The sequence below is a fragment of the Paenibacillus sp. BC26 genome (assembly GCF_900116125.1).
Taxonomy (GTDB): Bacteria; Bacillota; Bacilli; order Paenibacillales; family Paenibacillaceae; genus Paenibacillus_Z; species Paenibacillus_Z lignilyticus.
In genome coordinates this window covers 384,167-409,852 of sequence record NZ_FPAD01000002.1, presented here as the reverse complement: position 1 = coordinate 409,852, position 25,686 = coordinate 384,167, and the positions used below count along the sequence as shown (strand labels likewise).

Genomic DNA, 25,686 nt, shown 5'->3' with positions numbered 1-25,686 from the left:
ATCTAACCAAAGATAAGCTCAAGATTGGCTCCCAAAGTAACACATCATCACAGCATGCTGGATTCAGCTAAATACAAAATGTAACCACCAGAATAACGCTTCATAATATAAAGGTGGATTAAGCTCAAGGTAGCTTCTAAAGCAACACCTCATTAAATAACCGCGGCATTCAACCAATGAGTAGCTCTCAGAGCAACAAATTAGCTGAAATCAAGCGAAATTAGCTCAAAAGTAGCTCCCAAAGCAATAGCTTCCAGTGCAATTATGAAGGACCAACCGTCGAGATTATCCCAAGAGTACTCTCAAGTGATAATGTGCAGTTAATGAAATCACAATATGTTAATGCGAGCAGTTGAAGAGAGGTATCCGTTACCGTACAATCGTTTAACACTTACCATTTTAGTCCAAGAGAGGTACCAGTTAACGCACATTAGCATGTAAACGTCCAAAATGACAAAAGAGCGGTACTGGTTACTCTACAGGGTTTGCCATGTGTACATCAGGAGATTCACAACGAGCAATCCCCCAGCATAACCTCAAAAGTAGCACACCAGGAGATCCACAACGAGCATTTGCCCTAGCCCCTCACGCCACGCCGCACCGCAATCAGCGGTCCAGCCGCACACCAACAAAAAAAGCACGAATTCACCACCTCGGTGAATTCGTGCTTTTTCAACCCCTAAGACTGGATAAACACAGTCCCAATCGGCTTGCGATAAACGACCTGATAACCAAGCCCTTTGGACAAGGCCGCGAGCGGCAGGTAGGTCACGGAGCTGCCGCCGAATTGCTGCAAGTAAGCAGGCGTCTCAAGCGGTACCGTCTGACCGTTCACTTTCATCGTATCTGCGCCAATGGTGAAGGCAACGACCCTGTCTCCGGATTTAATGGTAGCGGTACGTGTCGGACCGTCCCAAACGAGTGTTGCATTCAATGCTGCCGTGACGTCGCGCATCGGCAAGAATGTCGTGTTGTTTTTCAGAACCGGCTTATTGCCGCCTTTGAGTGACTTGCCGTTTACGATAACGCGAAGCGGCGATCCGGCTGCCAGCACTTCAGGGTCGCGATAGTCGCCCCAGATTCCTTTGGCAAAAGCTCTTCCCATCACGTCGTAACCGGATTGCTTCGGATGAATGTCGCCTTTGATGATCGAAGTGTAGGTGAGCTCTTTGCCGCGGAACGGTGTCGACACATCGACAGTTCGCACATCGAAGCCTTCTTGCGTCAGCTTCGCGGCAATCGCTTCGGTTTGCTTTTTCAATTTATCCACACCGTTGGTTAATACCGCATATTGTTCTTGTGTAATGGTTTGATTAATCGTGGAAGGCTTCGGCGCAGGCAGGTATTGATCGGCAAAAACAACCGTAGCTTTCGGGTTCAATTTAAGTATGGTGCGAAGCGACGCTTCTAATGAAGGATAATAACCAGCCAATAAGGCATCTAACCGAGTTTGCAGTGTCGAAGCACTGATATCATCCTGTAAGATGTCGTTGAAAATCGGCGTAAAATCATTCCCGCCAATCGTGAGCACGATCAAATTCGCTTTCTTCAGATCCTCGCCCAGCTGCTCGCTCTTCGAGACGGTTGCTTCTGCGAGCGGGTAAGTCGATAAATTCGGCTGAAGTTGATCTGCCGTTATACGTGTTCCGGAAGCGGCGGCTTCCAGTAGTTTTTGCAATCCGGGCGATTTCAAACCAAGGATCCCGTAATTTTGCAGCTCGGCACGGCCCTGATAAAGCGCCTGCTCGTACACACGGTCTGCGTAGCCGTAAGGAACGGAGCTTTCCGACATGCCGTACTCATAACCAAGCGTCAAGGAATCGCCAACCGCAACAATACGCAGCGGCTGGTTAGCCTCTGCCTTCGGAGCGGCGATTGCCGAAACTGCCATAATAGGCGTTGAAAACGAAGCTCCTGCGGAAGCCCAAGCACCGCCGTTACCGGCTGCACCAACCAACATAGCAGCGGCCGTGAACGCGATTGTCCATTTTGGCAATTTCCTGAATTTACTATACATATTCACCGCATCCTTTTGCATAATTATGCGTTTTATTTGGTGGTATCAATTTTCAGATATTTTTTTGAATTGATGCTGTGACGTGGTAAAGAACGCTTATCACAATAATAAAAATATTAAATTGATATCGTAATGCACTGGTGTTAAAATAATATAATAACTTTTTTCAAGGGATGAATTATTGGAACGCAACCTTTTTATTAAACTGCGTGTACACCTTCATTTTAAGCGATATCGCTTTCGAAATGAAGCCGGATTCCATGAATAAGAATCCATTCCATCCGTTTATTTAAAAATTTCTCATAGAAAGGTTGCATCCAAGTGAAAGAGAACCGTTTAGGATTGCCGCCGAAGCAAGGTCTATACGATCCGCAATTTGAGAAAGACGCCTGCGGAATGGGCTTTGTGGCTAACATCAAGGGAATTAAATCACACACAATTATTCAGCAGGCGCTGACGGTGCTCGAGAACATGGAGCATCGCGGCGGTCAAGGCAGCGAGCCTAACACAGGAGACGGAGCAGGGATTCTTTTGCAAATCCCGCATGGCTTCTTCTCACGTGAACTCAGAGAGCTCGGTGTCGAATTGCCTGCAAACGGCGAATATGCCGTAGGTATGCTGTTCCTGTCGCAAGACGAGAACATTCGCGTGAAGCATGAGCGCGAGCTCGAAGCCATCATCCGCGAGGAAGGCCAGACGCTGCTTGGCTGGCGTACCGTTCCTACAAATGATGAGAAGCTGGGTCACTCGGCGAAATCGGTTAAACCGTATGTTCGTCAAGTGTTCATCGGCCGTAGTGCCGAGCTTCAAGATGAGCTTGCTTTCGAACGCAAAATCTATGTCATTCGCAAACGCGCGGAAATTGCGATTCGCTACTCCGGCGCTGAAGGCGCAGACAGCTTCTACTTCTCCAGCATGTCCAGCAAGAAAATCGTGTACAAAGGGATGCTCACAACAGAGCAGGTTCGTTCGTTCTATGTTGAGCTTAACGACGAAGCGATGGAAACAGCTATCGCGCTTGTTCACTCCCGTTTCTCCACGAACACGTTCCCGAGCTGGGAACGCGCGCATCCATACCGTTATCTTATTCATAACGGCGAGATCAACACGCTTCGCGGTAACGTGAACTGGATGCATGCCCGTCAAACGATGGTTGCTTCGGAGCTGTTCGGCGACGATCTGGACAAAATCAAACCGATTATCAATCCGGACGGATCGGATACGGCGATGTTTGATAACACGCTTGAATTCCTTTACCTATCGGGCCGTTCGCTGCCGCACGCGGCAATGATGATGGTGCCGGAGCCTTGGTCTAACCACGAAGGCATGAGCGACGAGAAGAAAGCATTCTACGAATACCACAGCTGTTTGATGGAGCCGTGGGACGGCCCGGCAGCGATGGCATTTACGGATGGCACGCAAATCGGAGCTATTCTTGACCGTAACGGTCTTCGTCCTGCCCGTTATTATGTAACGAAGGATGACGTCATCATTCTTGGTTCTGAAGCCGGAACGGTTCCGATCGATCCTGAGAATATCCTTTACAAAGATCGTCTTCGCCCAGGTCGCATGCTGCTTGTCGATACCAAAGAAGGCCGCATCGTATCGGATGAAGAGGTTAAAGCTCAAATCGCAGCGGAGAACCCGTACCGCGAGTGGCTTGATGAGCATCTTATCGGTCTTGATGAGCTTCCTGATGCTCCTGAGCTTCCGGAACCGGATCATGAAACCGTTGAGAAACGTCAGCAAGCATTCGGCTACACGTTCGAAGATCTGCGTAAAGTACTTGAGCCAATGGCAGGCAGCGGCGTAGAGCCGATCGCTTCCATGGGTTACGATGCACCGCTTGCGATTCTGTCCGAGCGTCCGCAGCGTTTGTTCAACTACTTTAAACAAATGTTCGCGCAAGTTACGAATCCGCCAATCGACGCGATTCGCGAAGAAATTATTACAGCTACAGGCACAACGCTGGGTCCTGAACGCAATCTGCTCAATGCCGAGCCTGAAAGCTGCCGTCATATTAAATTAGCTTCACCGGTATTGTCGAACGAAGAGTTCGCGAAGCTGCGCCATGTGCGCCGTCCGGGGTTCAAATCCATTACGCTCCCTACGCTGTTTAATGCAGCTGAAGGCGAAGCAGGCTTGCGTTTTGCGATTAAGCAAATGTGCGAAGCGGCTGACCGCGTAATCGGCAAAGGCCATAATATTCTTATTCTGTCTGACCGCGGCGTAGACCGTGAGAATGCGGCGATTCCGTCGCTGCTCGCTGTTTCGTCCCTGCATCACCATTTGATCCGCGAAGGTACGCGTACGCGTGTCAGCATTTTGCTGGAATCCGGCGAACCGCGCGAAGTGCATCACTTTGCATTGCTACTCGGTTATGGTGTAAGTGCCGTGAATCCTTACCTTGCATTCGAAACGCTCGACGATATGATCCGCCAAGGGCTGCTCAGAGGCGTAACGCATGAGAAAGCGGTCAAGAACTTCATTAAAGCAGCTACGAAAGGCGTCGTTAAGATTCTATCCAAAATGGGTATTTCAACGATCCAATCGTACCGCGGCGCACAAATTTTTGAAGCTGTAGGCTTGAAGGAAGAGCTCGTCGATGAGTACTTCACTTGGACGACTACACGTATCGGCGGTATCGGTCTCGACGTTATCGCAGACGAAACGCTGAAGCATCATAACCGTGCTTTCGCAGAGCAAGAAGGCCGCGTGAAAGAGCTTGATTCCGGCGGCGAATATCAATGGCGCAAAGACGGCGAAGACCACTTGTTCAGCCCGCAGACGATCCATACGCTGCAAATGGCTTCCCGTTCGAATGACTATAAGCTGTACAAGAAGTTCTCCGCGCTTGTTCAAGGCGAAGACAAGAAACATCTGACACTGCGTTCGTTGCTTGATTTCAACTACGATGCAGCGCCTGTTTCGATTGATGAAGTCGAATCCGTTGAATCCATCGTGAAACGCTTCAAGACCGGTGCGATGTCATACGGCTCGATCAGTAAAGAAGCGCATGAAGCACTAGCTATTGCGATGAACCGCATCGGCGGCAGATCCAATACAGGCGAGGGCGGCGAAGATCCGGCGCGTTACATTCCGGATGCTAACGGCGATTCCCGCCGCAGTGCGATCAAGCAGGTTGCTTCCGGACGTTTTGGCGTAACGAGCAACTACTTGATTAATGCCGACGAAATTCAAATTAAGATGGCGCAAGGCGCGAAGCCGGGTGAAGGCGGCCAGCTTCCGGGACGCAAGGTTTATCCTTGGGTTGCCGAAGTTCGCGGTTCAACACCGGGCGTAGGACTAATCTCCCCGCCTCCGCATCACGATATCTATTCCATTGAGGACTTGGCTGAGCTTATCCATGATTTGAAGAACGCCAACCCTCGTGCACGTATTAACGTGAAGCTCGTATCCGAAGCAGGCGTTGGTACGATTGCTGCCGGCGTTGCCAAAGGCCGCGCAGATGTTATCCTCGTCAGCGGCTACGATGGCGGAACAGGCGCTTCGCCGCTTGCATCGATCCGTCACGCTGGTATGCCGTGGGAGCTTGGACTTGCCGAAACGCATCAAACGCTGATGATCAACAACCTGCGTGACCGCGTAGTTGTTGAGACAGACGGCAAAATCATGAACGGCCGCGACCTTGCGATCGCAGCTCTTCTCGGCGCCGAAGAATACGGCTTCTCGACTGCACCGCTTGTAGTCCTTGGCTGCATCATGATGCGTGTCTGCCAATTGGATACTTGTCCGGTCGGCGTAGCTACGCAAAACCCTGAGCTTCGCGCGAAGTTCATGGGCGATCCTAGCCACGTAGCGAACTACATGCTGTTCGTTGCGCAAGAGCTGCGCGAAATCATGGCAGAGCTTGGCTTCCGTACGATTCAAGAAATGGTCGGCCGTGTAGATCGTTTGCAAACGAAGGATCTTATCGAGCACTACAAGCTCAAAGGCATCGACCTTAGACCACTTCTGCACCAGATGGAAGTTCCGCAGGATGCGGCACGCTACTGCACGCAGGAGCAGGATCATAAACTCCATGAATCACTGGATATGCAGCAATTGCTGCCGCTCGCATTGCCTGCGATCGAAACCGGTGAACAAGTCCGCGCAACACTGCCGATCACGAACATCAACCGCGTAGTCGGTACGATTGTAGGCAGTGAAGTAACTCGTCGTTACGGCGCGAAAGGATTGCCTGAAGATACGATTTCGTTCCACTTTGTCGGCTCCGCTGGTCAAAGCTTCGGCGCATTCGTACCGAAAGGGATCACGCTTTCCTTGGAAGGCGACTCCAATGACTATGTCGGTAAAGGACTTTCCGGCGGTAAAGTCATTGTAGCTCCATCCAAGAAAGCAACGTTTAAGGCAGAAGAGAATGTCATTATCGGCAACACGGCTTTCTACGGCGCGACAAGCGGCGAAGCTTACATCCGCGGTATCGCGGGCGAGCGCTTCGCAGTTCGTAACTCCGGCGTGAAGGTTGTCGTTGAAGGTGTTGGCGACCACGGCTGTGAGTACATGACAGGCGGCCGCGTCGTTATTCTCGGAGGCACTGGCCGTAACTTCGCAGCCGGTATGTCCGGCGGTGTAGCGTATGTCCTCGATGAAGCAGGCGATTTCTACAAACACTGCAACATCGAAATGGTTCTTCTGGAGCGCGTAGAGGATCCGCGTGATTCCGAAGAGCTGCAAGGCATGATCCAGCGCCATGTGGCGAACACAGGCAGTGCGATCGGCGATCGACTGCTCTCCGATTGGGAGTCGTCGAAAGCTAAATTTGTCAAAATCATCCCGAAAGATTACAAGCGGATGCTGGAGCAAATTGAGAAGATGGAACAAACCGGCCTTGCCGGCGATGATGCCCTTCTTGCCGCATTTGAAGCTAACATGAAAGAGCTTGCTCGCGTAGGCGGTAACTAATACTTCTAAGCCAAAGACCGATAACGGGAAATCCGTTATCGGTCTTTTTTTGCGTTTGGACTTCGCCTCGATGAAGAAGTGCATATCCGTAGTACAAGTTGGACACAAGTCCCGTCAAGCGCTCAGTACAGATGCTTGTATTGTCGCATATGATACGTTGATAGTTTGATTCTCAACTAATAGAGGAGGTAGATAATATGGGAGTAACTCAAATCTATGCGGGCCCTACACTTCCGGAAGAAGGATTGCAGCAATTTGATGTTTTTATGGATGGGATTATACCAACCTATCTGCAATCGCTTCTGGCAACGAATAAGGACGTAGATTTGTTGATGGTTGCAATGGAACAATTCTCCGATGTCTATGTAGCTGCAGGAACGCCTGGAACACCCGAGAATGCCGCTTATTTACGACTTTCAAACAATGTTGCTCCGCCAAGTGAGGACGGAGATATGCTTAAATCGGTTTATGATGTGAATAAGGACGGTATTGTTGACCAAGCCGCTAAACTGCAGGTTGCCAGAACGATATCGTTAACGGGTGATGTGACAGGAAGTGCGGCTTTTGACGGATCCGCGAACACATCCATCTCTTCGACGATCCCAACCGCAACATCAAACGCCAAGGGACTGTTAAGTGCAGCAGACAAAACAAAGCTGGATGGAATAGCTGCGGGGGCAAACAATTACACCCATCCTGCAACGCATCCTGCTACGATGATTACCGAAGATGCGGGACATCGCTTCGTTACGGATGCGGAGAAAGCAGATTGGAACAGTGTTAAAGGCGATATGATGCGCACCGTTTATGATGCGGATAATGACGGCGTCGTCGATCAAGCAGAGAAGCTGCAAACGGCACGGGCGATCGCCATTAACGGAGATGTAACAGGTACGACTACTTTTGACGGTTCAACCAATGTCACGATCAATGCGGCTATACCTACCGTTACGCCAAATTCGAAAGGGCTAATGCCCGCAGCGGATAAAGCGAAATTAGACGGTGTTGCGGCCGGAGCAAATAACTATACGCATCCGGCCACACATCCGGCGACCATGATAACAGAAGATGCCGCGCACCGGTTTGTCAGCGATACGGAGAAAGCAGCTTGGAACAGCGTCAAGGGCGATATGATGCGCTCCGTTTATGATACGGATAATGACGGCGTCGTCGATCAAGCAGAGAAGCTGCAAACTTCGCGGACGATCGCCATTAACGGAGATGTAACAGGTACAACAACCTTTGACGGCTCAACCAATGTCACGATCAATGCGGCTATACCTACCGTTACGCCAAATTCGAAGGGGCTAATGCCCCCAGCGGATAAAGCGAAATTAGACGGAGTAGCGGCCGGAGCAAATAACTATACGCATCCGGCTACACATCCAGCGACGATGATAACAGAAGATGCCACGCACCGGTTTGTTACCGATGCGGAGAAAGCGGCTTGGTCCAATTCATCATCGGATGGCGGCTTGCGCGGGAATGTACTAAACTACGGTGCCAAAGGTGACGGCTTTACTGATGATACCGCTGCTTTTCAAGCGTGCTTGGATGCGAACAACTTCGCTTATATTCCGACTGGCACTTATAAGATAAAAACGGTTTATGTAAACAGAGGGGCAACCGTTCGCGGTGAAGGATTCAGTTCCGTTATCCAGCCTTATACAGGTGCTACGGGTTCCATATTTTCCCTCAAGGGTGATTACGTTCTCTTCGAGAAGTTTTATATTCATGGCGGCGGAGTTAATATTCATGCCTTTGCCGACTTTGACGGAGCGCGGACCGCTTGGTTTTCGCGGTGTCATTTTAACGACCTCGTTATTTATAATATAGGTGGGGATGCTTTCCATTTAACCGGTCGCGGACTGGATTATATTGTTGACCGAATTATGACTGACGTCATCGGCGGGTATGGGTTTTATGGGCGGAATTTATCGGATAGCTTAATGACAAATTGTCATTTTGGCACATGCGGTAAATCAGGCGTGTCTTTTGACGGTGGAAATTTCCGAATTGTTGGTACGAAAATCTGCATGAATGGTAAAACCGCGCCGGGATATGCAGGGCTAGAAGCAAGCAATACGCTGAATGTGAATTTATCGGGTTGTGAGATTCAGCAGAATGTTTATGACGGCGTATTATTTACAAACGTTTACGGATCGAGCATTACAGGAACCGTAATCGACAGCAATAATCAATTTGGTTTAACCGGTCCTTATGCGCAAGTGAGGTTGATTAACTCTTCATTTAATAAGATTGACTGTACGATGGTCGACGGTCGCTTTAAAAATGATACCGTACCATACAATACGCCGGGACTGAATGGGATTGTGCAAGATGACAAATGCTGCTACAACAAATTCGACATTAATTACTACCCGTACGAGCTCGTTTACTCAAATAAAGCAAATCATGTAACGGCTCCATTCACGGCGACAGTTAACGACATTTCGTCCGTTTTTAAAGTAAATAATACGGATTATTTCAACTTCCCTTCGACATCTGCCGTTATTGGAAGCAATGCCACAATCGGAACGGGGGCGAATCAAGGCAGCAGCGCAAATTTTGTCATCGCGGCTTCGTCCCTGAATGGCGGTACGCAGCTTAGCTTTACTCAAACCGCAAGCAAGACATTAGCAGCCAATGGAGAATATTATTTCAACAGAGTAGCGCTCAATATGGCAGGATTTACAGGGGCAAACAGTCCGGCTGGCAAAAGCAGGGTTTTCATCGCCTATGATTCAAAGGTACTCGAAACGCTTCCCGGGGGGCTTAGTGTGTATATCAACATCTCCGAATCCAGCACAGCACATCCAACGCCTATTACTACAGGCCAAGTCCGCATTATCAATGTGAATAAAAACTCGCAATGGATGCCGATCGCAGCGTATAAGCCTTTAAGCTATTCAAGAGAGGCCGGCTTCGTCGTCAATCTGGAAGTCAATATTAGTTGCAATCAAACTACAACATTAGCAGCCTCTGATATTGTCGCATCCGTACGGAACATTCGGGTTGGATTTTATTAGATTTCTGGAATAAAGAGGAAAAATTAACATTTCAATTTAGACCGCTATTCTTATAGAGCGGTCTATTTTTTGTTTGTAAACGAATGTTAAAAAATCCATCTCCGATAGGAAAAATATACCGTTAATCGACAAAAAAAGATTTTAATTGTGAGAGAAGTCCCACAGCCTTCGACATCATTTTTGGATGAGGTTGGATATAATTAGTGAAGACAAGTAGAACAAGTTGTAGAGAGATACATAATACGGGTGAGGTTCAGGTAATTGGAGTAATCAGAGTGGCAGCTTAGTCCGGACAGAACATGTTAGATTCATTATAAATAGAGGGAGTCGGAGCTGAGGTATGATGAGAAAATTTGAGGATCAGAACAATGAAGCACAGACAACAAAGGAGATTCTACAGTTGGATGTACGCACCATAATGGAACAACTTGGAATTGACCTTTCTAAATGGCCCTCAGACTTACCGCCGCTTCAAAGTAATAAATAAGATAAACAATAAAAACCATAGTCGATGAGGACTATGGTTTTACTATGTTATGGAAGCGTTATTTCATATTTCTCTCTGCGCGAACGAAAGCAACGAAACGTCTTGTTTCTTCCAACGATAATTTCTTACCGTCAATGGCAAGCGCAAGTCTGCTAAGCAAGTCTTCTTCGGAGAGCTCAAGTTGGTCAACAAATTCACGAACAGGCTCGTCCAACGTGATATGAGGCACGTTCGTTCTTCCGACAAGGTAGTCGACAGAGACTTTGAATAAATCGGCAAACTTAGATAGTGTTTCCGTATCCGGTTCGCGGCGGTTTTTCTCATAATGGGATAAAGCTGCGCGTGAGATTCCCAGTAATCCCGCTGTCTGTTCTTGTGTCCAACCCCGATCGTCCCTCAGTTTGGCAATACGGTCACCAATATTCATATTTCTCCTCCTAACAGGCTATAACTCCATATTAATACGAAACGCTTACAATTGCATTCATTGCTACGAAATGTCACATCGTATCTGAAAGCATGAAAAAACTATTGACATGCTACGTTCCGTATCGTAAAGTAAGTCTTGAAAAGAGATACAAATTGTATCAATCAATTGTTAATATTCATTACCCATAGAAGCACCTGTTATACCTGCCGACATTCACAATACTCCAATTTTTTCGCTAAAAGGTGAGAGATCAGCGCTATGCGCAAGACGCCCGGACCCGATACAGCTGCATCCGATGCGCTGGTAATATCTAATACCAATTAACTGGAGGTATTTAAGTGGAACTTAAGGATTACATGAAGATCATTCGCAAGAGACTTCTTCTTATCTCGGCAATTGTAATGGTGGCATGCGGGTTAACGGGGGTTAAGACTTATCTTTATACCGACCAGGTATATCAAGCGACTGCGAAACTGATTGTCAGTCAATCCTTTGAAGTTGGCGGAACCAGAACAATAGACTGGGACGTCATTCAATCTAATATCAGGCTTATAAGCTCCTATAAAGAAATTATCAATTCGTCAGCCATCTTGAACAAAGTGGTAAGTAATTATCCGGATTTAAAAGCTTCGCCCGGTGAACTAAGCTCCGTGTTGCAAATTAGCGCAGCGAGCGATTCACAGGTTATGAATATTAACGCCACGGATATTTCCTATGAACGAGCGGCTCATATCGTAAATGCCGTAGCTACCGTCTTCAAGAATGAAATCCCGTCCATTATGAAGGTCGATAACGTTACGATCCTGTCTGAAGCCACTCCAAGCGCAGATGCTGCACCGATCAATAAAAGCCCCATTTTCTTTATTGCATTGAGCTTTATCGTATCTCTGATGTTGGCAATCGGCTTTGTTTTCTTACTCGATTACTTCGATGACACGATCAAGAGCGAAGAAGATGTGCTGCAGTCGCTTGAGCTGCCGGTACTGTCGCATATTACGAAAATCAACAAATCGGATTTGAACCCCCGTAAGACGAGGGTATCTGAAAAAAAAGTAGGTGAAGGTACATATGTCACAGCAAGACAATAAACAGCGTCATCTCATTTCGGCTATTAATCCCATGTCTCCAATCTCAGAAGCGTATCGTACCTTGCGTACGAATATTCAATTCTCGGCGATTGATCAGCCCATGAAAGTGCTGATGGTTGCCTCTGCAAGTGAAGGAGAGGGCAAGACCACCACAGTTACGAATCTTGCCGTGACCTATGCGCAAGAAGGGAAGAAAGTGCTTCTCATCGATACGGATCTTCGCAGGCCTACGTTACATCATGTATTTCAACTCACGAATCGGTCGGGACTAACCAGCGCGATTCTCAATCAGCAGGTGCTTGCGGATGTTATCCGGGAGACGAGTGTAGAAAATCTCTTCGTCCTCACGGCCGGTCCAATACCGCCAAATCCTTCCGAAATTTTGGGCTCACAACGGATGCAGCTGCTCGTTGAAGAACTGAAGGGCCTGTACGATGTCATTCTCTTCGATACGCCGCCTGTCCTTCCGGTGGCTGACAGCCTTATTGTCACATCCTATTGCGACGGAATCATCCTTGTCATTCACGCCGGCAAAGTGAAGAAAGAGCTTCTAAAAAAAGCGAAAACCAGCTTGGAGCATGCAAAATCCCGCATATTAGGTGTCGTTCTCAATAATAATGAGCGCTCTAAGCATGATGGGCAATATTACTACTATTACGGCAGAAAATAATAGATAGCAAGCAAGTGAACATTCCTTGGGTGATGTCTACTGAACCTGTATCACACGTAGGCACTCGATCATGCTGTGGGCTGGCTTGCCAGCCTTAGACGTTCATCGTCAAGGGTGTGATGTGAGGCAGGGTTTAATGCCCTCAAATACTGCGGCCATAAACGGCTAAAAAAACGAGCTATGTTTTTAATGCTAATAAAGGTATAGCTGGTTTTTTTAACAGCAGCTACTTCCTTAAGAAATTAGAATAATAGGGGTGAATGATGATGAAACAGGTTAGAAAAGCGATCATTCCAGCTGCAGGTTTAGGGACGCGATTCTTACCAGCAACGAAGGCTATGCCCAAAGAGATGCTTCCAATTGTGGACAAACCTACCATTCAATACATCGTGGAAGAAGCTATAGCCTCCGGGATCGAAGATATCATAATCGTTACGGGGAAAGGAAAGCGCGCAATCGAGGACCACTTCGACATTGCTTTCGAGCTGGAATCCAGCTTGATGGAGAAAGGGAAGATGGAGCTGCTCGGAGAAGTGCGCAAATCATCCAGTGTAGATATTCATTATATTCGGCAAAAAGAACCCAAAGGCTTGGGACATGCGGTATGGTGTGCTCGTAAGTTTATCGGGAACGAGCCCTTTGCCGTCCTCTTAGGGGACGATATCGTCGTTGCCGATGTGCCATGTACCAAACAGCTGATTACGCAATACGAGCAAGTACAGCGATCCGTGATTGGGGTCCAAGCCATTTCCATTGAACTGATGGAACGTTATGGAGTAGTTGACCCTCTGGAAGCGATTGGGAAGCTCTATTCCGTCAATCGTTTTGTAGAGAAACCTAAATTAGGTACAGCCCCTTCCAATTTAGCCATTATGGGCAGATACATTCTGACACCTGAAATCTTTGATTTCCTGGAGCATCAAGAAGCCGGTGCAGGCGGAGAAATTCAACTGACGGATGCGATTCAGAAGTTAAACGAGTTTCAAGGCGTCTATGCCTACGACTTCGAGGGCAAACGTTATGACGTTGGCGAGAAGTTAGGTTTTATTACAACCATTTTGGATTTTGCGCTGCACAATAACGAGTTACGCCTTCCGCTGTTAACGGCGCTTGAGGAGATCCTTGAAAATGAACGTTTAAAGAAATATAAATTGTAGGACAGGTGGGAAAGAATGAGTTTATCCACACAACGCAATGATGGGGATGTCGTGCTCAAAACCAAACTTTCGACTTCAATCCAATCGATGGAGAGAGCAAGAGGACTTGTTCAGTACTTGATGGTGAAACGGGCCATGGATATTGTATGTGCAGCTATAGGACTGCTTTGCTTAATTCCTTTGTTCATGATCGTGGCCATTATGATAAAAGTAGAGGACCCGCGCGGTCCTATTTTTTTTCACCAGGTTCGGGTCGGCAAGAATGAAAAACCGTTTCGCATGTATAAGTTCCGGTCGATGGTATCCAATGCAGAAGTATTGCTTGATGGGCTGTTAAGTCAAAACGAAATTGACGGCGCCATGTTCAAGATGAAAGAAGACCCGCGGGTTACCAGAGTTGGGAAGTTCATCCGTAAAACCAGCATTGATGAACTGCCACAGCTATGGAATGTCATTAAGGGCGATATGTCCATTGTGGGCCCCAGGCCACCGTTACCCAGAGAAGTAGCGGAATATACGACATATGACAAATTGCGGCTTAAAGCAATGCCCGGCTGCACCGGCTTATGGCAGATCAGCGGCAGAAACGGATTAAGCTTCGGCGAGATGGTGGAGTTAGATCTGGCCTACATCGAGCAAAGAAGCATCTTCTTTGATATCAAGATTATGTGTAAGACCGTTAAAGTAATCGTTGGCAGGAAAGACGCTTTTTAACATGATTCGAGGTGCAAATATGGATAAAAGCTCGACTATATATGTTGCCGGCCATAGAGGTCTGGTAGGCTCTGCAATTCTAAGGGAATTAGAGAGAAGAGGGTACGAGAATCTCCTTTACCGTTCCAGTAAAGAGCTGGATTTAAGGGAAAGGGATCAGGTTCAGGACTTCTTCGACAACCATCGCATTGATTATGTGTTTCTGGCTGCAGCTAAAGTAGGCGGTATCGTGGCCAACAATGATTTTCCGGCAGACTTCATTCGAGATAATTTACTTATTCAGACGAATGTGATCGATTCCGCTTATCGTGCCAACGTGAAGAAACTGATGTTTCTGGGCTCCACATGCATTTATCCTAAATTTGCGCCGCAGCCGCTCAAGGAAGAATATCTGCTAACCGGCGAGCTTGAGCCGACGAATCAACCTTATGCGGTTGCCAAAATTGCCGGGATCAGCATGTGTCAGTCCTATAATCGTCAATATGGAACGAAGTTTATCTCCGTCATGCCTACCAATATGTATGGGCCTAACGATAACTTCGATTTGAAAACTTCACATGTGCTGCCGGCACTTATCCGGAAGTTTCATGAAGCTAAAGTTACTCATGCAGAGCAAGTTGAGGTATGGGGAACGGGACAGCCAAGACGCGAATTTCTGCATTCGGATGACCTCGCAGAAGCCTGCATATTCCTAATGGACCGTTACGAGGATAGTGAAATCGTGAATGTGGGCGTAGGCGATGATATTTCCATTCGGGAATTGGCGGAATTGATCAAAAGCATCGTTGGTTATCCGGGAGAGATTCGTTTCAATACCTCGTTGCCGGATGGAACGCCAAGGAAACTGGTTGATGTCTCAAAGATCAACAGATTAGGCTGGAAGGCTGCAATTTCCTTGGAGGATGGCGTTAGATCGGCATACATGGCTTTCCAAAATGACTATTTAGTTAACAAATAAAAAGATCATGTGGAGGAAAATACATGCAAAAGCGCGCACTGATTACGGGGATTACCGGCCAAGACGGATCCTATTTGGCAGAACTCTTGCTTGATAAAGGCTACGAGGTCTATGGGCTCAGAAGAAGGACCAGTACCCCAAATTACGAGAATGTCAGCCATATTAAAGATAGAATCAAATGGATTTCAGGAGACCTGACAGATCTGGCTTCCCTCATTGAGGCGGTCAAAGCATCTGATCCGGACGAAGTGTATAACCTTGCCGCACAGTCCTTTGTAGCGGCTTCGTGGCCGCAGCCCTTATTGACAGGCCAAATCACGGCATTGTCTGTCACGAATATGTTGGAGGCCGTAAGAATTATGAAGCCTAATGCGAGATTCTACCAGGCATCGAGCAGTGAAATGTATGGAAAAGTGGTGGAAACGCCGCAGAAGGAAACAACGCCTTTCTATCCTCGCAGTCCATACGGCGTATCGAAGGTATATGGGCACTGGATCACGGTTAACTATCGCGAAAGCTTTAATATGTTTGCTTGCTCAGGCATCTTATTTAATCATGAATCGCCTCGCCGCGGTCATGAGTTTGTTACGCGCAAAGTAACGGATGCGGTTGCGAGAATTAAGCTGGGTCTGCAAAAGGAGCTTCGGATGGGGAATCTCGATTCTTTGCGCGATTGGGGATTTGCGGGGGATTACGTGAAAGCCATGTGGCTGATGCTCCAGCAGGATGAACCGGAGGATTACGTGATTTCAACGGGTGAAATGCACTCCGTTAAAGAGCTGCTTGAAGTGGCATTTTCCTATGTAGGATTAAACTATGAGGATTATGTTGTCATTGATCAAGAATTCGTGCGCCCTGCCGAAGTGGATTTATTGCTCGGAGATTGCACGAAGGCGAAGGCGAAACTGGGCTGGGAATTAAATGTTGGCTTTCAGCAGCTGGTCCATATGATGGTAGATGAGGATTTGAAGCGAGTCAGAGCTGAGGATCGTTACAATCAGCTCATGCTAACGCACTAAATTTCTACATAGCCATACAAATATAGGAGTAATGAAGGGCATCCCTAAGATGCCCTTTTTTGGTGCGAGGAGGTATCTCGTGATAATCCGAACCGTTGATAAGTCGAAGATCCCTACATGTAACATTCTAGGGGTGAATATAGCCGCAATAAATATGGAGTGGCTGCTGCATTATTTGAAGGAAAACATCGAGAACTTAGCCGGTGACTACATTTGTGTTTCCAATGTTCATACTACGGTGATCAGCTATGAAGAGCCGGAGTATCGAGCTGTTCAAAATGGCGGGATATTAGCCATTCCTGATGGCGGCCCGCTGTCCACCATTGGCAGAAAACGCGGCTATGAGAACATGGCCAGGACGACCGGTCCCAGTCTGATGGAAGAAGTTTTTAAAGTTTCGCTGGAGAGAGGTTACCGCCACTTCTTTTATGGTTCTACGGAAGAAACGTTAAAGAAGCTCTACACCAAGCTGAATGAAAGCCATGCAGGCATTGAAATTGCCGGGCTATACAGTCCTCCCTTCCGACCGATGTCGGATGAAGAGGATAAAGCCATAGTAGAGATGATCAATGCCAGTAAACCTGATTTTATCTGGGTCGGGCTGGGAGCACCGAAGCAGGAGAAGTGGATGGCAGCTCATCAGGGCAAGGTGAACGGCTTGATGATCGGCATTGGTGCCGGATTTGATTATTATGCAGCTAATATCGCCAGAGCTCCGGAATGGATGCAGAACAATAATTTGGAATGGCTGTATCGGCTGATCCAGGATCCCAAACGGTTGTTTAAGAGGTATTTTCATACGAACACGAGGTTTATATGGCTTGTAGCGAGAGGGAAATGATTGCACTTATTTTATGAAATATAGCATTGAGGTGCTTGGAATGAATTTATTACTGTCCGCCTATGCATGCCGTCCGAATATGGGATCAGAACCAGCTGTTGGTTGGAATTGGGTAGAGGAGTTGAGTAAGTATCATGATCTATGGGTCCTTACCAACTATACCAATCAAAGAGACATCGAGAGCTACAAAGCCAATCATCCCGAGGCATTAAAGAATGTAACGTTTATTTACGTGCGAGTAAATAGGGCATTTTGGTACAAAGAATGGAAGAGATTTGAAAGAATGTATTACTATCTATGGCAAAAAAAGGCGCTGCATGCAGCTAGAAAATTAACACAGGAAATAAACTTCGACTTTGTCCAACACGTTACATATGTTTCATGCATTTTACCGAGCTTTATGTATAAACTCGGCATTCCCTTCATCTATGGCCCGATTTCAGGAGGGGAAAATATACCGAAAATCATTCAGTATCCAATGAGTATGAAAAGCAAACTAATAGAAACCGTCAGATCCCTTACGCAATTAATTCCGGTAGTTGCGCCAAGTGTTCAAAACGCTTTTAAGCATGCGAAACTGATTATTGCCGTTACAGAAGAAACGAAAGCATTAATTCCAAGCGAATATAGAAGTAAAGTGAAGGTTGTTCAAGCGATTGGTCTTAAGAGTGAATTCTTTGAACCCGAACCGCCGGCCAAACAGAATCCGGTGTGCAAAATTTTGTGTGCGGGCAGGATGCTTTATTGGAAAGGGTTCGAATTGGCTGTGCAAGCTGCGATTCAAGCATTAGATCACGAGGCAAGAATTGAGCTTACCGTATTAGGGGATGGAAACGAAGAGCATATCAATAAGCTTCGAACAATGTCAGGTAAGTATCTTGATCGAGAAATAAAATTTGTAAGACGAGTTGAGTATGATCAAATGAAATCATTTTATGATCAATTCGATATTTTACTAAATTGTAGTTTGCGCGATTCCGGATGCCTTGTCGTTATTGAAGGAATGAGTCGTGGTTTACCTGTTATTTGTGTGGATACCGGTGGTCCCCGAGTCAATACGAATTCTTCATGTGCATTAAAAATTGCACCGGCACCGTATTTACAGCTTGTTGATCAGTTAGAACAAGCCATTCATCAATTGGTAAATGACGAGGAACTGAGAACTTCGTTGGCCAAAGCAGCTTATTTACATTCAAAAACTGCTTTCGGAAATGAAAGAAAGATACAGGAACTCTTAGAATATTATACGCTGCCTAGTGTAGATGCTATGTAATATTTTTGTGCAATCGATAGGATTCTTCAAAAATACGTTTACGGTGGTTGTTGTCCATGAGAAAAAATAAAAGAATCTGCATGATCGTACAACATCCCATGGTAAAAGGCGGCATTTCTGCTGTTGTGAATGGGTATCGTGGCTCCGTTCTCGAGCATGAATTCCAAATTCGATATGTTGAATCTTATACGGACGGTGGGAAAATCAAAAAACTCTTTAAAGCCATTACGGGGTATTTTGATTTTCTTAGAGTCCTGTTACTGGAGAAACCGGAACTTGTACATATACATTCTTCATTTGGGCCGAGTTTCTATCGCAAGCTGCCGTTCATCTATATGGCCAGCTGGTTTAATGTTCCCATAATCAATCATTGCCATGGGGCGGATTTCGAAACGTTCTATGTAAATGCCAGTCATAAGAGAAAAAAGCTGATTCAAAACGCTTATAACAAATGTACGGTTATGCTTGCACTTTCTAATGAGTGGAAAGAACGGCTAAGCATGATTGTGCAAGAAGAAAAGATTGAGATCATTGAGAATTACAGCAGCATTGATGGCGATGCCATTCATGAAAGAACGAGCCGAAACAGCAATATGCAGATTCTGTTCTTAGGAGAGATTGGCCAAAGAAAAGGGTGCTATGACATCCCCGCTGTTGTGGAGAGAGTTGCCCACAAGTTTCCGAAAGTGAAATTTGTTCTGGGCGGTTCGGGAGATATGGAATCGGTACGAAACGCATTAAGGGAAAAGGGCGTGGAGCAACATGTCGTTTTTCCCGGCTGGGTAAGAGGCAAAGAAAAGGATCGATTGCTTCGCGAGAGCGATATCTTCTTTCTGCCTTCGTACAACGAGGGAATGCCGATGTCCATTCTGGATGCAATGGGTTATGGAATGCCCATTGTTAGTACGAATGTAGGTGGCGTACCCAAAATCGTTCGTAATGGGGAAAACGGATACGTTTGTGAACCCGGGGATGTAGAGAGGCTAAGCGATGCATTAATGAAGCTGCTCTTAAATGAAGATATTTGCAAACAATATGGCGATTCAAGTGTGAGCATCGTTAAACAAGGCTATTCGTTTGAGTCGCACATAAACAGACTAACCAGCTTATATATCAGCCTAATGCCCGGAAACACTAATAAACAAGTAGGGGTTTGAGTGAATGAAAAAAGTTCTGTTTGTCATCCCAACCTTGACAACCGGCGGGGCAGAGAAGAGCTTAGTCAACCTGCTGAATCTGTTTGATTACACCAAGTATAAAGTGGAGTTGCTGTTATTTAAACACGAAGGCGTATTTATTAAACAGGTACCGAAAGAAGTCCATATTTTAAGCATACCGAACACGCTGAAATATGCTTTTAAATCGCTTGATACGGATGGCATTAAACAAATTTCCTCGCTAAATGCCAACCTTAGAAGATACCTAGGTGTGTTTTACACGAGGATTAAATATAAAAGTAATCAAAATAAGGGGTTTCAAATTCGGTGGATCAAGCTATACCGACAAGCGATTAAAGATTTACCCGGCGAGTATGATGTAGCGATCTCATATATGCACGGTGAAGCCATGTATTACGTGGCGGACAAGGTTAAAGCAAGGAAGAAAATGATATGGATACACAATGATTACAATGCAGAAGGCTTTGATAAAGCATTAGACCGGCCTTATGTTGCGCAATTCGATAAAATTGTTTCCATATCTGAAGAGTGTGTCAAAATATTTTGCGATAATTTTCCTGACGCAGCCGCCAGAACGGTTCATATCCCGAATCTCACATCCTCATCATTAATTAAACAGATGGCGCGTGAGTTTCAACCTGTTGAATATGTGGAGGCCAGAGGAAGTGATCCTGGTAAGGTGATTCTCCTGTCGATTGGCAGGCTCGTCACTCAAAAAGGATTTGATGTGGCCATTCAAGCGGCAAAACTAATGCAGGATCAAAACATCAATTTTATCTGGTATATTATCGGCCAGGGTGAACTGAGAGAGAAGCTGCAGAAGCAGATTATAGAAGCAAATGTAGAGCAGCAATTCATCTTATTGGGAATTAGGGAGAATCCATATCCCTACTACTCCCATTGTAATATTTTCGTGCAACCGTCTCGATACGAAGGGAAATCAGTTGCATTGGATGAAGCGAAAATTCTGGCGAAGCCGATCATTGTATCTAATTATGACACCGTGAAAGATCAGATTATCGAGGATGCGGAAGGGATCATTGTCCCTCTGGAGCCTCAGCAAATCGCGGAAGCCATTATAGACTTAATGAATAATCCCCTAAAGAGCATGCAGCTCAGCGAGTATTTAATTCAACATGAGTATGGGAATGAAGAATTAATTGACATGTATTATAGGCATATCGGCTAAGCTATCGATGGCATTTGAATCTTGTTTTAAGGAGATATAGATATGGCTGTTAAAAAGTATCTATTTGTAACGAGTTCCCTTTCAAGCGGCGGCGCAGAAAGAGTTGTTTCCATATTGGCAAGCGGTATCGCTGAGAGGGGATATGACGTTCATCTAATCCTTTATGAGAGAGTGAAGAATGAATATCCGATCTCTGACAAAGTGAAAATTCATCTTCTTCCCAAAAATAAAGGTGATAGCCGTATCAAATATTTTGCTAATAAACTCGCAGCGATGAGGCGTACGATACGTGAAGTCGACCCCAATGTCATTATTCCCTTCTTACCTGATCAAGTGAACCACTTCTTTATCGCATCGCGATTTATGAATATTCCTTTCGTTGCTACAGTCAGAAACAACCCATATCAATATCCGGATTCGAAAAGTAAGAGAACCGTTGGGAAGATCGTTGCGTTGTTATCATCCGGGATATTGCTTCAAACGGAAGAACAAGCCGGGTTTTTTCCGGAATTTGCAAAGCGTAAAACGCTCGTTGTTCCGAATCCGGTTAGTAATGAGTTAATCGATTGCCATTATCCGAAACGGGATTCCATTCGAGAAATTGCAACATTCGGGAGATTAAATAGCCAGAAGAATCAGGAGCTGTTAATCGAGGCTTTTGCAATGGCTTATAAAACCAATCCTTCTTTAAGGTTGAGCCTGTATGGTGCGGGAGAAGAATCTGAAAGATTAAAGGATCTGGTGAATAAGCGGAGCATCGAGGATGTCGTAACGTTTAGAGGGAGAATATCGAACGTTGCTGAGGCGCTGGTATCTACCGATTTGTTTGTTTTATCGTCGAATTACGAAGGCATGCCGAATGCATTAATGGAAGCGATGGCCGTCGGATTACCTTGTATCTCGACCGATTGTCCGACAGGTCCTAAGGACTTAATTAACAACATGTCAGATGGTATTTTGGTTGAACGGAATAACGTCAGTGAGCTGGCAGCAGCAATTAACTACTGTGTGACGAATCCCGTTTTTTGCTATGAAGCTGGGAAAGCAGCCAAGAGAAAAATGAAAGAAGAGTATCAGGTAGATATCATAATCGATAAGTTTATTAGAGAAATAAACGGGATAAAAGGGTGCTCATAAGATGAAGCCAAATGAGATGAAAGTGGATTTAAAAGGAATTCTATTTACTGGCATTATTGTGCTAATGCTAATTAGCTTAGTGATTCCGGGGATAACGGGGTCATGGGTCAGAGAGGCGAATTCAACGGCCTTTACATATGCACCTCATTATTCAAAACTTACATCTCTAAGCTCATCGATGTCGATCTATTTACTTTATATCTTGTTGATTGTTTGCATATGGAGTAATCAGAAAAAGGGGAAGACCCTGCTCATTGTATATTTATGCTCGCTTGTTTTTATCGTTTGGGGATTATTTGCGTTTTACGAAGCGAACCTCCAAGAAGTTCTTCTTGATGATGTTTCGATTAACCTCATCCTCATCCCTTTGTTTTACATACTTGGGTATGAGAAGGCGATATTTGAGAGCGCCAAAAGATTAATTCCGTTTATCGTTGTACTCATGGTTGGATTGATTTTCTGGAGCAGCCTTTCTTTTGTATTCCAATATGGGCTCTCAACGGAAACAAGAACATCACCAAGTAAAGAAATGTTTGCAGTCGCGATTAGCGCATATTGGTGTTATTCACTCGGCATGTCTGAAAGTAAGAAGTATCATCGATCATTTAAGTATATTCTGGGCATTTGCTTATTAATCTGTGCTTTTCTTATTCGATCCAGAAGCTGGATTATACAGTGTATCCTACTGCTGTATGCTATGTTAGCTTTTAGCGCCGGCAAGAATGCTTTACTTCGGAAGATAGTAGCCGCTTTTACCGTAGTGCTCGTTTTCCTCTTAATTATCCTTCTATTGCCTAATGTTACAGGCGCTCTATTCGACCGTATTGGGCAAGATACGAGATCCGGGCAGTATGATACGTTCTTCTCGCAAGTAGACGCAACCAGTTTGTTATGGGGGCAGGGACGTAATGCGGGCTATAGCTTTCTTGGGATTACAAACTATCGATACTTTGATAATCAATTTATCTATATCATGTTTCATTATGGCATTGTTCCGGTGCTTTGTTTGTTGGGTGTTATCGCCGGCTTATTTAGAAAGATAAATAAGGATCGTTTTACGATAGAGGAACAAGCTTATATTGTCGGATGTCGGCTAATGAGCTTTTTTTTCCTGACAGCTCTAGGCGGGTTGTCCGTATACTTTAAATTCGGCTGGAATCTTGGAACGTTATTCGTGCTTGTTTTTATTGGACGCGGAGTTGCGATGATGAGCGAAGCAAGGGAGCGTAAGCGAGATACTGAGCTGCGACCAAGGAGTTCGGTGATTAAAGGTGCAGTGTATGATGGATCACGATTGAAAATGATTGAAAATAATTCCTAATCAGAGAGAGAGAAACAGGATAAAAAGTGGAGGACTGTAATGAATAAGCGAATCTTTCTTTTTGGATTTTTAAACTACCCGCGAGGATCGGCAGCTGCAAATTATACGCAGTATTTAAGTAATGCCTTGAAGGAGGCGCAATATGATGTTTACTTGATTACAAACATCAATGAAGAGTTTAAGCTTCAAGAGCAAGAAGGATTTATGTCCTATAATGCGATTAAGATTATTCCGTTTCATATTTCTAAAAGAAGAATTCTACGCCGATTAGAATTTGAATATGGGAAAGGACGTATCTTAGTTAATATTTTGAAGAAACATAATCTAACGAGTGAAGATATTGTATTGCTCTATTCGCCGGATTTGTATGTGCATCGAGAGGTTTTGAAGTATAAGGAGCAAGTTGGCTTTAAGACTGCCTGTGTTGCTACAGAGTGGTTCCCTACCAGCGCATTTAAGTCAAGGCGTGAAGGGAAGGCATATCATACTTATTTCGATCAGTTTCTCCCCCGCCATGACTTGCTTTTTCCCATCTCAAGTTATATACAAAACCATTTGATCGAGAAAAACTGTAATACGATGCGCTTGCCGATTATGGCCGATGTACACGAACATCCGATTGGAACGAAGTCGTTTGATAAAATAAAATTCATTTTTCCGGGCAACGGGCTCATGAAAGATGCAATTGAAGTTATCCTAAAGAGCTTTTGCAAGCTGGCTCCCAACGATAAAAAGCGAGTGGAATTACACTTATGTGGCGTCAAAGAGGAGCAAATTGAAAGTTTGCTGACGTCACAAGAATACGAAAACCTGAAAGAGATTCTAGTCATACACAAATGGATGCAGTACAAGGAACTGATTGCATTATATCAGGCAATGCACTTCTTAGTGCTGGCAAGAGAAGAAAACCAAATGACGTTAGCTAACTTCCCAAGTAAAGTGCCGGAAGTGATGTGTTATGGCGTAATTCCAATTGTTTCACGCGTTGGAGATTATACGAAGTATTATCTGGAGGACAATGTGAATGCTCTTATCTTTGATGGATGCGAGATCGATTTGTGTTTCGAACAAATATGTAAAGCTCTATCCATGACACAAGATGAAATATTGGAATTATCAGCAAAAGCAAGGGAATGTGTAGAAAATAAATTTGATTACCGGAATTGGGTTGGGAAAATTCATCATGCACTTGTAAATATGTAACAGCTCATTTATTAATGAAACCATCATCCATGCATGATGGTTTTTTGCTGGGTTTCTAACACACTTGGGAGGTCAAATAAATGAACGTTAAAGACATAATTAAGAGCAGCCCAATCTTATATACGGCATTATCGGCAGCATGGGAATCGCGGAAAAAAATCTCAAACCTGGTCCCGGACGAACCCTATATCAAAATGCAATACAAAAAACAAATGGGTAAGAAAATCGATCTCAGCAATCCAGAGACATTTAATGAAAAAATACAATGGTTAAAGCTTCACTGTCATAACCCTTTGATGACAAAGTGCGCGGATAAATATGCGGTTCGGAGCTACGTTGAAGAAAGGATCGGTAACGGGGTTTTGAATAAATTATATGGCGTATACCAAAAGGTAGAGGACATAGATCTAGCCATGCTGCCGAACTCCTTTGTTATCAAGGTCAATCACGGAAGCGGTCAAAATATTATTTGCAAAAATAAGGATCATATGGATTTTAATCATGCATTTTCAAAAATTAAAAGATACATGAAATCCAATCATTACTCTTACGGCAGGGAATGGGCATACAAAGATATAAAGCCATTAATTATCATTGAAGAGTATTTGGATGATCATGGCCGTCCGCCCGCTGACTTTAAGATCTTATGTTTTCATGGAAAGCCGGAAATCATTCAATTAGACCTGGATCGTTTTGGCGACCATCGGAGGAACTATTACAACGTAGACTGGTCCCAAATGGATTTACGGTTTATTGTAGATAACTCTTCCTATGAAGTGCCGAAGCCGGATAATCTGGATGAAATGATTTGTTTTGCTACAAGACTGGCAATTGGATTTCCTTTTGTACGGGTCGATTTTTATAATTTTGATGGGAAAATATATTTTGGTGAAATGACTTTCTACCCGAATAACGGCATTGGAACTTTCTATCCCGAAGAGAACAACAAACTGATGGGGAATAAACTTGTATTACCTATCCAGTAAGTGCTGATAATTTTGAGAGAGTAGAATACTCGAAGGGAAGGTGGAAAATGCTTTTTCAAAAAG

General features: G+C 45.1%; 18 protein-coding genes. 16 read left to right on the top strand and 2 right to left on the bottom strand.

All coding sequences use genetic code 11. From position 1 onward, the window contains the following. Positions 1 to 679 precede the first annotated feature (679 nt). On the bottom strand, positions 680 to 1,996 hold the full coding sequence (locus BM412_RS18265) for an SGNH/GDSL hydrolase family protein (protein ID WP_177245907.1): 1,317 nt from the start codon (positions 1,994 to 1,996) through the stop codon (positions 680 to 682). A 342-nt stretch (positions 1,997 to 2,338) separates the two neighbouring features. Between BM412_RS18265 and gltB the strand changes: the two genes are divergently transcribed. Together gltB and BM412_RS18255 are read left to right on the top strand one after the other, a co-directional pair. After that, positions 2,339 to 6,943: a glutamate synthase large subunit gene (gltB, locus tag BM412_RS18260; protein ID WP_091221436.1), complete on the top strand. Its 4,605-nt coding sequence runs from the start codon at positions 2,339 to 2,341 to the stop codon at positions 6,941 to 6,943. Positions 6,944 to 7,140: 197 nt separating this feature from the next. After that, positions 7,141 to 9,972, top strand: a complete 2,832-nt coding sequence (locus BM412_RS18255) for a right-handed parallel beta-helix repeat-containing protein (protein WP_091221435.1) — start codon at positions 7,141 to 7,143, stop codon at positions 9,970 to 9,972. A 545-nt stretch (positions 9,973 to 10,517) separates the two neighbouring features. Here BM412_RS18255 and BM412_RS18250 read toward each other — a convergent pair. Beyond that, positions 10,518 to 10,886, bottom strand: a complete 369-nt coding sequence (locus BM412_RS18250) for a helix-turn-helix domain-containing protein (protein WP_091221433.1) — start codon at positions 10,884 to 10,886, stop codon at positions 10,518 to 10,520. 341 nt (positions 10,887 to 11,227) lie between these two features. On the opposite strand from BM412_RS18250, the gene BM412_RS18245 reads away from it, so the two are divergent. The 14 genes from BM412_RS18245 to BM412_RS18180 all read left to right on the top strand — a co-directional run bounded on the left by BM412_RS18245 (position 11,228) and on the right by BM412_RS18180 (position 25,623). Next, complete coding sequence (locus BM412_RS18245; RefSeq protein ID WP_091221430.1) at positions 11,228 to 11,977, top strand: YveK family protein; 750 nt, start codon at positions 11,228 to 11,230, stop codon at positions 11,975 to 11,977. Further along, positions 11,958 to 12,647: a CpsD/CapB family tyrosine-protein kinase gene (locus tag BM412_RS18240; protein ID WP_091221428.1), complete on the top strand. Its 690-nt coding sequence runs from the start codon at positions 11,958 to 11,960 to the stop codon at positions 12,645 to 12,647. Before BM412_RS18245 ends, BM412_RS18240 begins: the two co-directional genes overlap by 20 nt. Positions 12,648 to 12,913: 266 nt before the next feature. Beyond that, a complete protein-coding gene (galU, locus tag BM412_RS18235; protein ID WP_091221424.1) occupies positions 12,914 to 13,804 on the top strand; it encodes a UTP--glucose-1-phosphate uridylyltransferase GalU in 891 nt (296 codons plus the stop codon). A 15-nt stretch (positions 13,805 to 13,819) separates the two neighbouring features. After that, positions 13,820 to 14,518, top strand: a complete 699-nt coding sequence (locus tag BM412_RS18230) for a sugar transferase (RefSeq protein ID WP_091221421.1) — start codon at positions 13,820 to 13,822, stop codon at positions 14,516 to 14,518. Between the two features lie 19 nt (positions 14,519 to 14,537). After that, positions 14,538 to 15,476, top strand: a complete 939-nt coding sequence (locus BM412_RS18225) for a GDP-L-fucose synthase family protein (protein ID WP_091222913.1) — start codon at positions 14,538 to 14,540, stop codon at positions 15,474 to 15,476. 23 nt (positions 15,477 to 15,499) lie between these two features. Next, positions 15,500 to 16,495: a GDP-mannose 4,6-dehydratase gene (gene gmd, locus BM412_RS18220; RefSeq protein WP_091221419.1), complete on the top strand. Its 996-nt coding sequence runs from the start codon at positions 15,500 to 15,502 to the stop codon at positions 16,493 to 16,495. A 79-nt stretch (positions 16,496 to 16,574) separates the two neighbouring features. Beyond that, complete coding sequence (locus BM412_RS18215) at positions 16,575 to 17,336, top strand: WecB/TagA/CpsF family glycosyltransferase (protein WP_218163160.1); 762 nt, start codon at positions 16,575 to 16,577, stop codon at positions 17,334 to 17,336. Between the two features lie 13 nt (positions 17,337 to 17,349). Continuing rightward, positions 17,350 to 18,609 carry a glycosyltransferase family 4 protein gene (locus BM412_RS18210; RefSeq protein WP_091221417.1) on the top strand — a complete coding sequence of 420 codons (1,260 nt, stop codon included), beginning with the start codon at positions 17,350 to 17,352 and terminating at the stop codon, positions 18,607 to 18,609. Positions 18,610 to 18,665: 56 nt separating this feature from the next. Then, positions 18,666 to 19,766 (top strand): glycosyltransferase family 4 protein, encoded by a 1,101-nt coding sequence (locus BM412_RS18205; protein ID WP_218163159.1) that lies wholly within the window; start codon positions 18,666 to 18,668, stop codon positions 19,764 to 19,766. Positions 19,767 to 19,770: 4 nt separating this feature from the next. Beyond that, positions 19,771 to 20,976 carry a glycosyltransferase gene (locus BM412_RS18200; RefSeq protein WP_091221415.1) on the top strand — a complete coding sequence of 402 codons (1,206 nt, stop codon included), beginning with the start codon at positions 19,771 to 19,773 and terminating at the stop codon, positions 20,974 to 20,976. A 42-nt stretch (positions 20,977 to 21,018) separates the two neighbouring features. Beyond that, positions 21,019 to 22,113 (top strand): glycosyltransferase, encoded by a 1,095-nt coding sequence (locus tag BM412_RS18195; RefSeq protein ID WP_091221414.1) that lies wholly within the window; start codon positions 21,019 to 21,021, stop codon positions 22,111 to 22,113. Between the two features lies 1 nt (position 22,114). Further along, entirely contained in the window at positions 22,115 to 23,434 is a 1,320-nt protein-coding gene (locus tag BM412_RS18190; protein WP_091221411.1) for a hypothetical protein, read from the top strand. 39 nt (positions 23,435 to 23,473) lie between these two features. Continuing rightward, a complete protein-coding gene (locus tag BM412_RS18185; protein ID WP_091221409.1) occupies positions 23,474 to 24,637 on the top strand; it encodes a glycosyltransferase family 4 protein in 1,164 nt (387 codons plus the stop codon). An 80-nt stretch (positions 24,638 to 24,717) separates the two neighbouring features. Beyond that, entirely contained in the window at positions 24,718 to 25,623 is a 906-nt protein-coding gene (locus tag BM412_RS18180; protein WP_091221407.1) for an ATP-grasp fold amidoligase family protein, read from the top strand. The last annotated feature ends 63 nt before the right edge of the window (positions 25,624 to 25,686 follow it).

Excerpts from the sequence above, each read along its gene's own strand:
- BM412_RS18255 (WP_091221435.1), top strand. The coding sequence starts at position 7,141 with ATGGGAGTAACTCAAATCTATGCGGGCCCTACACTTCCGGAAGAAGGA.
- BM412_RS18250 (WP_091221433.1), bottom strand. The coding sequence starts at position 10,886 with ATGAATATTGGTGACCGTATTGCCAAACTGAGGGACGATCGGGGTTGG.
- BM412_RS18240 (WP_091221428.1), top strand. The coding sequence starts at position 11,958 with ATGTCACAGCAAGACAATAAACAGCGTCATCTCATTTCGGCTATTAAT.
- galU (WP_091221424.1), top strand. The coding sequence starts at position 12,914 with ATGAAACAGGTTAGAAAAGCGATCATTCCAGCTGCAGGTTTAGGGACG.
- BM412_RS18230 (WP_091221421.1), top strand. The coding sequence starts at position 13,820 with ATGAGTTTATCCACACAACGCAATGATGGGGATGTCGTGCTCAAAACC.
- BM412_RS18225 (WP_091222913.1), top strand. The coding sequence starts at position 14,538 with ATGGATAAAAGCTCGACTATATATGTTGCCGGCCATAGAGGTCTGGTA.
- gmd (WP_091221419.1), top strand. The coding sequence starts at position 15,500 with ATGCAAAAGCGCGCACTGATTACGGGGATTACCGGCCAAGACGGATCC.
- BM412_RS18210 (WP_091221417.1), top strand. The coding sequence starts at position 17,350 with ATGAAATATAGCATTGAGGTGCTTGGAATGAATTTATTACTGTCCGCC.
- BM412_RS18205 (WP_218163159.1), top strand. The coding sequence starts at position 18,666 with ATGAGAAAAAATAAAAGAATCTGCATGATCGTACAACATCCCATGGTA.
- BM412_RS18200 (WP_091221415.1), top strand. The coding sequence starts at position 19,771 with ATGAAAAAAGTTCTGTTTGTCATCCCAACCTTGACAACCGGCGGGGCA.
- BM412_RS18195 (WP_091221414.1), top strand. The coding sequence starts at position 21,019 with ATGGCTGTTAAAAAGTATCTATTTGTAACGAGTTCCCTTTCAAGCGGC.
- BM412_RS18190 (WP_091221411.1), top strand. The coding sequence starts at position 22,115 with ATGAAGCCAAATGAGATGAAAGTGGATTTAAAAGGAATTCTATTTACT.
- BM412_RS18185 (WP_091221409.1), top strand. The coding sequence starts at position 23,474 with ATGAATAAGCGAATCTTTCTTTTTGGATTTTTAAACTACCCGCGAGGA.
- BM412_RS18180 (WP_091221407.1), top strand. The coding sequence starts at position 24,718 with ATGAACGTTAAAGACATAATTAAGAGCAGCCCAATCTTATATACGGCA.